The following is a 12,267-nucleotide window of genomic DNA, read 5'->3' as shown; positions in this document are numbered from 1 at the left end:
TCGTGCCCCCACCGGACATTCCCCACCCAAAAGAAAAACGGCCACCGGGTTCTCACCCGATGGCCGTTCCTCACCCGTCCTGGCTGCGTGGACTGTTCAATGCATGTAATTACCGCTGTGCAGCCGACCCTTCAACCGGTCAGTCCCACGACAACGCGCCGCCGGTCTGGTACTCGATCACGCGCGTTTCGAAGAAGTTGCGCTCCTTCTTCAGGTCGATCATCTCGCTCATCCACGGGAACGGGTTTTCCTCGTTCGGGAACAGCTGGTCCAGGCCGATCTGCTGGCAACGGCGGTTGCAGATGTAGCGCAGGTAGCCCTTGAACATCGGCGCGTTCAGACCCAGCACGCCGCGCGGCATGGTGTCCTCGGCGTAGCGGTATTCCAGATCCACGGCCTTCTTGAACAGTTCGGTGATCTCGGCCTTGAACTCGGGCGTCCACAGGTGCGGGTTCTCGAGCTTGATCTGGTTGATCAGGTCGATGCCGAAGTTGCAGTGCAGCGATTCGTCGCGCAGGATGTACTGGTACTGCTCGGCGGCACCGGTCATCTTGTTCTGGCGACCCATGGCCAGGATCTGCGTGAAGCCCACGTAGAAGAACAGCCCTTCCATGATGCAGGCGAAGACGATCAGGCTCTTCAGCAGCTTCTGGTCGTTCTCCGGCGTGCCGGTCTTGAACGACGGATCGGTCAGCGTGTCGATGAACGGGATCAGGAACTCGTCCTTGTCGCGGATCGACTGCACTTCATGGTACGCGTTGAAGATCTCGGCCTCGTTCAGGCCCAGCGATTCCACGATGTACTGGTACGCGTGCGTGTGGATCGCCTCTTCGAAGGCCTGGCGCAGCAGGTACTGGCGGCATTCCGGCGCCGTGATCTGGCGGTAGGTGCCCAGCACGATGTTGTTGGCGGCCAGCGAGTCGGCCGTCACGAAGAAGCCCAGGTTGCGCTTGATGATGCGGCGCTCGTCCTCGGTCAGACCGTTCGGGTCCTTCCACAGGGCGATGTCGCGCGACATGTTGATTTCCTGCGGCATCCAGTGGTTGGCGCAGCCGGCCAGGTACTTTTCCCAGGCCCACTTGTACTTGAACGGCACCAGCTGGTTCACGTCCGTGGCGCCGTTGATCACGCGCTTGTCGGCGGCGTTCACGCGGCGCGTGCTCTGGGCGGCGGCGGCGTTCGGGTTGTTGCCGAGGATGCCCGTCGGCGCGGTGGCGGCCGGCGGCAGCACGCCTTGCTGGTCGGGCGTGGCGGACGGCGCGGCGGGTTGCAGGGCAGGCTGCGGCGCAGCTTGCGGCGTGGCTTGAACGTCGTCGTCCCAGCTCAGCATGTTGTGTTCTCCGATGATTCGATTAGGGGCGGCTGGTGGCCAGCATCACGCATCCGGGTCAGGATGCGCCGGCCCTCTCCCCCGGCCCCTCTCCCGCATGCGGGAGAGGGGTGAAAACCGAGGGGGTTGGTATGACGTTACTGGCAGGCTTCGCACTCTTCGAAGCCGGGGTCGCCCGGACGCATCGGGCAGACCGCGCCTTCGGCTTCCGGCATGGCCGGGGCCGCGGCGGCGGCCGCGTCGATGGCCGACTGGCCGTCCGCGCCCGACGACACCGCGTTCAGCGAACCGCGCGTCACGGTGGACTTCTCCACGTGCGTGGCGGCCATCGTGCGCAGGTAGTACGTGGTCTTCAGGCCACGCAGCCAGGCCAGCTTGTACGTGTCGTCCAGCTTCTTGCCCGATGCGCCGGCCATGTAGATGTTCAGCGACTGGGCCTGGTCGATCCACTTCTGGCGGCGGCTTGCGGCCTCCACCAGCCAGGTCGGCTCCACTTCGAAGGCCGTGGCGTAGATGTCGCGCAGGTCTTGCGGGATGCGGTCGATGCGGGCCAGCGAACCGTCGAAGTACTTCAGGTCGGCAACCATCACTTCGTCCCACAGGCCGCGGTCCTTCAGGTCGCGCACCAGGTAGTCGTTCACCACCGTGAATTCGCCCGACAGGTTCGACTTCACGTACAGGTTCTGGAACGTCGGCTCGGTGCAGGCGGACACGCCGATGATGTTCGAAATGGTCGCGGTCGGGGCGATCGCGATGCAGTTCGAATTGCGCATGCCGTGCTGCTTGATGCGGGCGCGCAGGCTGTCCCAGTCCATCGTCGACGACAGGTCCACGTCCAGGTAGCCGCCACGCTCTTCGGCCAGCAGCTTCAGCGAGTCCTGCGGCAGGATGCCACGGTCCCACAGCGAACCTTCATAGGTGCTGTAGCGGCCGCGCTCTTCGGCCAGCTCGGTCGAAGCCTGGTAGGCGTAGTAGCAGACCGCTTCCATCGACGTATCGGCGAACTTCACCGCGGCGTCGCTGGCGTACGGCGTGCGCAGCACGTGCAGGCAGTCCTGGAAGCCCATGATGCCCATGCCCACCGGACGGTGGCGCAGGTTCGAATTGCGCGCCTTCTCCACCGCGTAGTAGTTGATGTCGACCACGTTGTCGAGCATGCGCATCGCGGTGCGGATCGTCTTCTGCAGCTTGGCGTGGTCCAGCACGTGCGTGCCGTCGGCCTGCTGCTTCAGGTGGGCCACCAGGTTCACCGAACCCAGGTTGCACACGGCGATTTCGCTTTCGTTCGTGTTCAGCGTGATTTCCGTGCACAGGTTCGAGCTATGCACCACACCCACGTGCTGCTGCGGGCTGCGGATGTTGCACGGGTCCTTGAACGTGATCCACGGATGGCCGGTCTCGAACAGCATGCCCAGCATCTTCCGCCACAGCTGCATGGCCGGCACTTTCTTGAACAGCTTCAGTTCGCCGTTGGCAGCCTTGGCTTCGTAGCCCAGGTAAGCCTGCTCGAAGGCCTTGCCGACCTTGTCGTGCAGGTCCGGGCAGGTGGCCGGCGAGAACAGCGTCCATTCGCCGTTTTCCATCACGCGCTTCATGAACAGGTCCGGAATCCAGTTGGCCGTGTTCATGTCGTGCGTGCGGCGGCGGTCGTCGCCGGTGTTCTTGCGCAGTTCCAGGAATTCCTCGATGTCCAGGTGCCACGTTTCCAGGTAGGCGCAGACCGCGCCCTTGCGCTTGCCGCCCTGGTTCACGGCCACGGCCGTGTCGTTGACCACCTTCAGGAACGGCACCACGCCCTGCGACTTGCCGTTGGTGCCCTTGATGTGCGAGCCCAGCGCGCGCACGTTGGTCCAGTCGTTGCCCAGGCCGCCGGCGAACTTCGACAGCAGCGCGTTTTCCTTCAGGGCTTCGTAGATGCCTTCCAGGTCGTCCGACACCGTGGTCAGGTAGCACGACGACAGCTGCGAGCGGCGCGTGCCCGAGTTGAACAGCGTGGGCGTGGACGACATGAAGTCGAACGACGACAGCAGCTGGTAGAACTCGATGGCGCGGGCTTCGCGATCCTTTTCTTCCAGCGCCAGGCCCATGGCCACGCGCATGAAGAATGCCTGCGGCATTTCGATGCGCACTTCATCCACGTGCAGGAAGTAGCGGTCGTACAGCGTCTGCAGGCCCAGGTAGTTGAACTGGAAGTCGCGCGAGGCGTCCAGCGCGGCACCCAGCCGGGCCAGGTCGTACGTGGCCAGCTTTTCGTCGAGCAGTTCAGCTTCGATGCCGCGGGCGATGAACTTCGGGAAGTACTCGGCGTACTTCGTCGACATTTCGGCCTGGGTCACTTCGGCGCCCAGGATTTCCTTGCGGATCGTGTGCAGCAGGATGCGGGCGGTCACCTGGCTGTAGGCCGGGTCCTTCTCGATCAGCGTACGCGCGGCCAGGATGGCCGAGTCGTAGACCTGCGTCATCGGCACGCCGTCGTACAGGTTCTTGAGCGTTTCCTTCAGGATCGGCTCGGCGCTGACGGCATTGCCCAGGCCGCTGCAGGCGTTGTCGATCAGCGCGTGCAGCGCCGCCAGGTCCAGCGGACGCGTGACGCCGTTGTCCGTCACGTTGAACGACGCACCCGATTCCTGCACGCGGGCCACGGCCTGTGCGTTGGCCTGGGCGCGCTCCTGCGTGCGCTTTTCGCGGTACAGCACATAGGCACGGGCCACCTCATGCTCGCCCGAGCGCATCAGCGCCAGTTCCACGTGGTCCTGCACGTCCTCGATATGGAAGGTGCCGCCATTCGGGCGGCTGCGCACCAGCGCGCGCACCACGGACTGCGTCAGTTGTTCCACCAGCTCGCGCACGCGGGCCGATGCCGCGCCCTGGCCACCGTTGACGGCCAGGAAGGCCTTGGTCACGGCCACGGCAATCTTGTTCGGCTCGAACGCCACCACTGCGCCGTTGCGGCGGATCAGCTTGTAATCCTGGTACGACACACCTGCAGCGGCAGGGCTCTGCTGCGAGCTACCGGCTGCTGCGCCACCGATGCCGGTTGCGCCAGTCACGCCGGTGGTTTGTTGTTCGTTTTGGGCCGTTTGCATGAGGTAACTCCGGTATTAACCCTGAAATGAATACTTCTGTTCTTGTACTGAGACGACAAAGTCCCTAGCAAAATGCGCTATATAAGTCACTTGATTCAGGCGATGCCAGATGCGAACCAAACTGCTTGTGCGGACACTTTGCTAGGGACTTTCGGTACTGCTCCGGCCCGCCAATCCCTGTGCAGTGAATCTCGCATCTTGCTGCGACGATTGCTGCACCTGCGGCCGGTTCCCCGGTAGCACCACTAGATGTTGTGGTGCCGTTCGAAACTGGGCCTAAGTATAGTGAAAAGAGGCCACATGACCAGTCTTGACAAGTGCGGTCTGGGGTCTTGGCCGCCCGGTGCGGCGGCGCCACATTCCCGCAAAGCGCGCTGCCTCAAGGCTTGGCGGCGTCACGTTCGGTGGCGCACAAAATCCTGAAAATTTTTTAATGGGAATGGATCACCGATAGGTGACCCAGGATGGGGCGCGCCCGCGACCGCCGGGGGCGCGATTGTAGCCGCCCTTGCGCCGAAATGAAGCGGCGTACACGCAACTGCACAGGGAATTTTCATCGCGATGACACCCTACGGTGCGTGAGGTTTTGCCGGCGCCACATTCCCCGTTTTGATGCCACGGGGCGTTTGCGGCGTTTGTGCAACACAGTGAATATCCCTACACAGATTCGCCCGGCCGTGCCGATACGGCCGACCCCATCGATCTATCGATCCCCCGATTGCGGGCGATAGGGCAGCAGCGCGGCAGGCAGGCCCGCCAGCCTGACGAAGCGGTCCCAGTCGAAATGCGGCCCCGGATCGGTCTTGCGCCCAGGGGCAATGTCGCTGTGCCCCGCCACGCCCTGGATCGCGTACGCGGCACGCAGCCCGGCCACCAGCGCGGCGGCGGTGTCGTACTGGACCAGCGTGAACGGCTGGTCGTCGGCGCCCTCGATCTCGATGCCGATCGAGAAGTCGTTGCAGCGTGGCCGTCCGCAGTATTCGGATTGCCCCGCATGCCACGCGCGCTGCGTGCAGGCCACGAACTGCACCAGTTCGCCGTCACGGGCGATCAGGAAGTGGGCCGACACACGCACATCGCGGATGGTCTCGAAGAACGGATGGCGCGACGCATCGAGCCGGTTCTGGAAGAACGCCTCGATGTCACCGGTGCCGAACTGGCCGGGCGGCAGGCTGATGTTGTGGATGACCACCACGTCCAGCGGCACGCCGTCGGGCCGGGCGTCGAAATTCGGCGACGGCACGCGGCGGGCGGCGGGCACCCAGCCTTGCGCGTCGGGCCTGAAGTCGCGGGCGCCGGCAGCCGCGTCAGACATCGCGTCCCTCGCCCTCGGCCAGCGGTTCGCCATCGTCAGCGGGGTCGCGGCCATCCCGGCCATCGCGCTCGTCGCGAATGCCCAGTTGCTGGATGCGGTAGCGCAACTGGCGGAAGTTCAGGCCCAGCAGCGGCGCGGCAGCCGTGCGGTTGAAGCCGGTCTGGCGCAGCGCTCGCAAGATCAGCGCGCGCTCCACGGCTTCGAGCCGCGCGGGCAGGTCGATCGGGAATTCGATGTCGGCCAGCGCCGCGCCCAGCGGGTCGGTCGCCGCACCGTCGCCGCCCTGCCCGGCTTCGCCAGCATCCACGCCGGGTTCGGGCGCCCGTTCGGAAAGACCGCCCATCGATGGCGCTGCGCCGGTGGCCGGCCAGGTCGTCGAACTGCCCCAGGCGTGATAGCCGGCCGGCGCCGGCGCGGGCGCGACGGCAGGCATCGGCGGCATGCCCGCCTGCAACAGGCTGGCGCGCTCCATGCCAGCGTCGAGCGGCCCCAGATCGGCCACGGCGATCTCGTCGGTCTCCGCAAACGCGTAGGCGCGCTCCAGCAGGTTTTCCAGTTCCCGCACGTTGCCCGGGAACGGATACGCCGCCAGGCGCTCCAGCGCGGCGCGCGACAGCCGCTTGGGATGGGCGTCGCCATAACGCGTGGCCAGGTGCTCCAGGATGGCATGCGCCAGCACGGGCACGTCCTCGCTGCGCTCGCGCAGCGTCGGCATGCGCAGTTCCAGCACGTTGAGCCGGTAGTACAAGTCCTGCCGGAACAGGCCGGCCGCCACCATCGCGGCCAGATCCTTGTGGCTCGCGCACATCACGCGCACGTCCACGCTGTCTTCCTTGCTGGCGCCGATCTTGCGCACGCGGCGTTCCTGCAGCGCGCGCAGCAGCTTGACCTGCATGGCCAGCGGCAGGTCGGCCACCTCGTCCAGCATCAGCGTGCCGCCATGGGCGGCCTGGAAGAAGCCCCCGCGCTCGGCGTCGGCGCCCGTGAAGGCGCCCTTCACGTAGCCGAAGAACTCCGACTCCATCAGCGTTTCGGGGATCGCGCCACAGTTCACGGCCACGAACGGGTGCGCCGACCGGGCGCTGATGGCGTGGATGGCGCGCGCGGCGCGCTCCTTGCCGCTGCCGGACTCTCCGCTGATCACCACGGGCGCCATGCTGCGCGCCAGCCGCGACAGCGAGCGCCGCACCTCGCTGACGGCCGCCGACACGCCGGGCAGCAGCTGCGCCGCGCGGTCGGCCAGTTCCGACGACTCCGCCGGGCTGCCGCCATCGGCCGGCGCGCGGTGTTGCCGCCCCAGCGCGTTCAGGATCAGCGTGCGCAGTTGTTCCAGCGAAACCGGCTTGGCGATGTAGTCGAATGCGCCCGCCTTCAGCGCATCCACGGCGTTGTCGGCGCTGCCATAGGCCGTGATCACCGCCACCGGCGTCCGCTCGGGCGACGCCGACAGCTGGCGCACGATGTCGATGCCCAGCCCGTCGCCCAGGCGCATGTCGGTCAGCACCAGGCTGTAGCGGCGCTCGGCCAGGCGCAGGCGCGCCTCGGCCAGCGAACCGGCCATCACCACGTCATGGCCCATGCGGCGCAGCGAAATGTCCAGCAGCTCGCGCAGGTCGGCCTCGTCGTCGATGACGAGAATCGGGGCGGGGGCGGGCGGTCTGGGTGGCATGACGAAGGGATGTCCGGTTGTTGTTGTGGCGATGCGAACTAGCCGGCGATGGCCGCATCGACCACGTCGGGGGTCTCGATGCGCATCGTCAGCACGAATGCCTTGGCCGGCAGTGTATCGCGAGCCCCGCCCGCCAGCATGCCGGTGCGATCCAGCAACGCGTCGAGCACGATCGCCCCGTATCGCACCTGGGCGTCGTTCGCCCCGCAGAGTTCGCGCGCCATGAACAGGCCCAGCCCGGTACCCTGCGGATTGCTGGTGAAGAACGGCTCGAACAGACTGCGCTGCTGCTCGCGCGTGACCTCGGCCCCATCGTTCCAGACGATCAGTTCGGCGTGGTGTTGGTCCAGCGCGTGGGCCAGCAGCCGGATCGATCCCGGCAGCCGGCTGCAGTAGCGCCAGGCGTTGTCGAGCAGGTTGCCCAGCACCTGTTGCAGCTGCGAGGCATCGAAGATCACCGGCCCCTGCAGGTCCACGGCCACGCGCACCGCATTGGGATTGACCTCGGCGCGGGCGCCGGCGCGCGAGCGCATCTCCAGCCGCCAGCGATCGACGATCTCGGGCAGCGCCTGCCCCAGATCCACCGCGCTATGGCCGGCCTTGGGGCGGCGCGACAACTGCAGCACGTCGGACACCACCTGGTCCAGCCGGCGCACGTTGTCGCTGATGATGCGCAGCAGCCGGGCATCGATGGCGGAACCCTCGCCGCCGCCCGAATCGGCCAGCAGCTCGTTGGCCTGGCTGATGGCAGCCAGCGGATTGCGGATCTGGTGCGCCACGCTGGCCACCAGCCGGCCCATGGCCGCCAGTTTTTCCTGCTGCACCTGCTCGGCGATCCGCTCCCAGCTTTCGATATGGACCAGCACCGTGTCGCGCATCTCGCTGCGCAGCAGCGTCTCGTCTTCCGGGCTCCAGGCCATGGCCTCGTTCTGGGCAATCGCCAGACGCAGCCGTGCCGCGCCTTCGGCCGACATGTCGTGCAGGCCCGTGGTATCGCCCCCCAGCGACGACACACCGTTCAGCGTGGCCCGCAGCCCGGCCAGGCCCGGCAGCACGAAGCGCAGGCGCAGCCGGGTGTGCAGCATCGGCGTCCGGCTGGCCGTCGGGCGCGACGGCAGCGGCAGAAGCTGCAGGATGCGCGGCACGTCGTCCTTGCGCTGGATCCAGTCGCGCAGCATCTCCATCAACGGCTGCAGGCGCGGGATGCGGCGCAGGTCGAACAGCACGTTGTCGCGCTCGCCCGCGCGCACCTGGCCCTGCCTGACCCGCTCGTGCGGCTGCACGCCCAGCAGCACGAACGCCGCCGGGTTGGCGGCCACCACCGCGCCGTGGGCGCGCACCAGCATCACGCCGTCCTGCATGTCGTTCACCATCAGCCGGTTCACCAGCTGCTGCATGCGCAGTTCCTGCTCGCGCGCCAGCGCCAGCTGTTCCTGCGCGAGCTGGCGGTTCGCCAGCATGTACATCAGCAGCGCGGCGATCATGAACACCAGCCCGAACAGGCCCGAGCCCAGCAGGTTGGCGTCGGCCTGGCGCACCAGCAACGTCTGGACGAACGGATTGGCCATCACCAGCATGGCCGACACCGCGGCGGTCAGCAGCGCGAACATCAGGCTGGTCAGCGCCCCGGCCTCCAGCGCGGGCAGCAGGAAAATCATCGCCAGCCCCTCGCCGTGATTGCCGCTGCGGCCCAGCACCAAATAGATGGCAGCCAGCAGCGCCAGGTCGACGATGACCTGCGCGCGCACCCGCACATGGAAATGGCGCCGCCATAACGTGCCCAGCAGCGTGGCCAGTCCGATGCACAGGTATGGCACCACCACGGGAATCGCGGCGGCCGTGCGCGCACTGGCCGCCAGGTCCGCCACGGCCACGCCGGCACCGCCACGCTCCAGCGGCAGCCAGGCGTAGCCCAGCAGCAGCACGGCCACGGTGGCGCGGGTCCAGCAGAAGTAGCGCAGCAGGCGCCAGTGGAAGTCGGGCGGCTCGGGCTGGCGCCAGAGATCGGACAGCGTATGCCAGCCGCTCAACCGGGACCAGACCGACGCCCGCCGCTTCATGCCCCGCCCTCGCCGGCCGAATCGGGCAGGTGGCTGCGCCGGCAGTAGTGCTGCCCCTGCCAGGCAATGGCGTCAGTGCGCGGCAGGTGCACGCCGCATTGCGCACATTGCACCATCGGCTGAGCGGCCTCCGGGCTCGCCGGTTCGCGGCCGGCGGCGGCGTCGCGCCGTCCCCCATCGGATGCCTGGTGTGCGCTGGCACGCTGGCGCAGCCACCAGAGGACGCCCAGCACGACAGCCAGCAGGATGAAGATTCTTGCCATGGATCGGAAATACGGGAACGGGTTGGCCTGGAGAAAGGACGATGGGTCCGGTCAGGTGATCCGGTGCAGCACCACTTCGATCACGAAGCGGCTGCCCACATAGGCCAGCAGCAGGATGCCGAACGACGCGATGACCCAGCGCAGCGCCGTGCGGCCACGCCAGCCCCGGAAGTGCCGGCCGATCAGGATGCCGCCGAACATCAGCCAGGAGATGATCGCGAAGACGGTCTTGTGATCCACCCGGAATGCGCGGGCGAACAGCTGCTCCGAGAACAGGAAGCCCGACGCGATGGTCAGCGTCAGCAGCACGAAGCCGGCCGAGATCAGGCGGAACAGCAGCTTTTCGAGCGTCAGCAGCGGCGGCAGCAGGTCCAGCCAGCGGCCCAGCCACTGCCCGGACGCCGCCTCGCCCGCCGCCGGGCGGGTAAAGCCATGCAGGCGGCGCTCTGCCAGCAGCATCAGGAAGGCATGAAAGGCAGCCAGCGTGAACAGCCCGTAGGCCACGTTGGCGATCACGAAATGCAGCTTGAACAGCGGCCGCGCCGCGTAGCCCAGGATCTGCGCCCCCGGAAACGCGAGCGGCATCAGGCTGGCCAGCATCGCCACCGGGAACACGATCAGCCCCAGCCCGGCCAGCGAGAAGAAGAAACTCTCGATCCAGTAGATACCCACGCCCAGCCAGAGCATGGCCGACAGCGCGAAGGCGAAGCCGAACATCATGTGGTCGGCCGGGAAAATGGTTTCGTGCAGCAGCACGCCGTGGCTGACCAGCGCGGCCAGCACCAGCCCATGCCACCAGGCCGGCTGGCCGTCGATGCGCCCGCCGTGGGGCGTGGGCGATGGCATCAGCACCGCCGTGGCGCCGCCGCCTGGACGCCCGGATGGCCCGACCGTCGCCCCGCCGGCTGCCGCCAGTTGCGGGTTGCGCGTCGCCCAGCCGTGAAAGGCCAGGCCGCAGTAGAGAATTGCCGTCAAGGCATACAGTACAATGGCCATTTGCGCAGTTTACCTTAGTGCCATCACGGGTGGTTCTGGCGATGGGATTCCCGCCACACCCTCTTGCCCCGAGCCGGCTGCGCCCCGCATCTAAGCCGATTTCCTCCCCTTTTCTGCCATGCTGGATAACCTCACACAACGCCTGGCGCGGGTCGTCAAGACCATGCGCGGCGAGGCCCGACTGACCGAGGCCAACACCGCCGAGATGCTGCGCGAAGTGCGCCTTGCCATGCTCGAAGCCGACGTGGCGCTGCCGGTCGTGCGTGACTTCATCGCCCGCGTCAAGGAAAAGGCGCTTGGCGAGGACGTGGTCACCAGCCTGACGCCAGGACAGGCCCTGGTCGGCGTGGTGCAGCGCGAGCTGACCGCGATCATCGGCGGTGACGACGCCATTGCCGACCCGAAGATTACCGAGCTGAACCTGAACGTCCAGCCGCCCGCCGTGATCCTGATGGCGGGCCTGCAGGGTGCGGGCAAGACCACGACATCCGGCAAGCTGGCCAAGTGGCTCAAGGAAAACAAGAAAAAGAAAGTGCTGACGGTGTCGTGCGACGTGTATCGCCCCGCCGCCATCGCGCAGCTCAAGACCGTGTCCGAACAGGTGGGCGCGGACTTCTTCCCGTCGCAGCCCGACCAGAAGCCGGTGGACATCGCCCGTGCGGCGCTGGACTGGGCCCGCAAGCACTACCACGACGTGCTGATCGTCGATACGGCCGGCCGGCTTGGTATCGACGAGGCGATGATGCAGGAAATCGCCGCCCTGCACGCCGAACTGAAGCCCGCCGAGACACTGTTCGTGGTCGACGCCATGCTCGGCCAGGACGCCGTGAACACGGCCAAGGCGTTCAACGACGCCCTGCCGCTGACCGGCGTGGTGCTGACCAAGCTGGACGGCGACGCCCGGGGTGGTGCCGCGTTGTCCGTCCGTCACATCACCGGCCGGCCGATCAAGTTCGTCGGCGTGGCCGAAAAGCTCGACGGCCTGGAGCCCTTCTATCCTGACCGCATGGCCCAGCGCATTCTGGGCATGGGCGACATCCTCGCGCTGGTGGAGGAAGCCCAGCGCGGCGTGGACATGGAAGCGGCCGAGAAGCTGGCCAAGAAGATCAAGAAGACGGGCGGTTTCGACCTCGAAGACTTCAAGGCACAGATCGGCCAGATGAAGAAGATGGGCGGCCTGGGCAGCCTGGTCGACAAGCTGCCGGCCCAGTTTGCGCAGCAGGCGCAGGGCGCCAACATGGACCAGGCCGAAAAGCAGGTGCGCCGCATGGAGGGCATCATCAACAGCATGACCGCCGCCGAACGCGCCAAGCCGGAACTGATCAAGGCCAGCCGCAAGCGCCGCATCGCGGCGGGCGCCGGCGTGCCGGTGCAGGAAGTGAACCGCCTGCTGAACCAGTTCGACCAGATGCAGGGCATGATGAAGAAGCTCAAGGGCGGCGGCATGATGAAGATGATGCGCCAGATGGGTGCCATGAAGGGCGGCATGAAGGGCCTCTTCAACCGCTGACCCGCCCCCTACCCTGATTCCCGCAAAAGACAAGTAAC

Annotated in this window: 8 protein-coding genes; 1 reads left to right on the top strand and 7 read right to left on the bottom strand. The window is 66.8% G+C overall.

The genetic code is table 11. The features are described from left to right. Nucleotides 1–139: 139 nt before the first annotated feature. From AC3G88_RS00360 to AC3G88_RS00330, 7 genes are all read right to left on the bottom strand, one after another. Complete coding sequence (locus AC3G88_RS00360; protein WP_153947226.1) at nucleotides 140–1,330, bottom strand: ribonucleotide-diphosphate reductase subunit beta; 1,191 nt, start codon at nucleotides 1,328–1,330, stop codon at nucleotides 140–142. A gap of 137 nt (nucleotides 1,331–1,467) precedes the next feature. Continuing rightward, a complete protein-coding gene (locus AC3G88_RS00355; RefSeq protein ID WP_488892925.1) occupies nucleotides 1,468–4,416 on the bottom strand; it encodes a ribonucleoside-diphosphate reductase subunit alpha in 2,949 nt (982 codons plus the stop codon). 703 nt (nucleotides 4,417–5,119) lie between these two features. After that, nucleotides 5,120–5,731, bottom strand: coding sequence for a 1,6-anhydro-N-acetylmuramyl-L-alanine amidase AmpD (gene ampD, locus AC3G88_RS00350; protein WP_488773553.1), 612 nt, complete (start codon nucleotides 5,729–5,731; stop codon nucleotides 5,120–5,122). Continuing rightward, nucleotides 5,724–7,400: a sigma-54-dependent transcriptional regulator gene (locus AC3G88_RS00345; protein WP_488773554.1), complete on the bottom strand. Its 1,677-nt coding sequence runs from the start codon at nucleotides 7,398–7,400 to the stop codon at nucleotides 5,724–5,726. The genes ampD and AC3G88_RS00345 overlap by 8 nt, the downstream gene beginning before the upstream one ends. A gap of 38 nt (nucleotides 7,401–7,438) precedes the next feature. Continuing rightward, entirely contained in the window at nucleotides 7,439–9,460 is a 2,022-nt protein-coding gene (locus AC3G88_RS00340) for a sensor histidine kinase (protein ID WP_488773555.1), read from the bottom strand. Next, nucleotides 9,457–9,723: a PP0621 family protein gene (locus AC3G88_RS00335; protein ID WP_488773556.1), complete on the bottom strand. Its 267-nt coding sequence runs from the start codon at nucleotides 9,721–9,723 to the stop codon at nucleotides 9,457–9,459. Before AC3G88_RS00335 ends, AC3G88_RS00340 begins: the two co-directional genes overlap by 4 nt. Nucleotides 9,724–9,774: 51 nt before the next feature. Beyond that, nucleotides 9,775–10,719 (bottom strand): cytochrome C assembly family protein, encoded by a 945-nt coding sequence (locus tag AC3G88_RS00330; protein ID WP_488773557.1) that lies wholly within the window; start codon nucleotides 10,717–10,719, stop codon nucleotides 9,775–9,777. 118 nt (nucleotides 10,720–10,837) lie between these two features. Between AC3G88_RS00330 and ffh the strand changes: the two genes are divergently transcribed. Further along, nucleotides 10,838–12,229, top strand: coding sequence for a signal recognition particle protein (gene ffh, locus AC3G88_RS00325; RefSeq protein WP_153947219.1), 1,392 nt, complete (start codon nucleotides 10,838–10,840; stop codon nucleotides 12,227–12,229). Nucleotides 12,230–12,267 lie beyond the last annotated feature (38 nt).

This window comes from Cupriavidus sp. 86D6 (assembly GCF_057815095.1).
The sequence above is the reverse complement of the archived record's forward strand: the minus strand, read 5'-3'. Positions and strand labels throughout refer to the sequence as shown.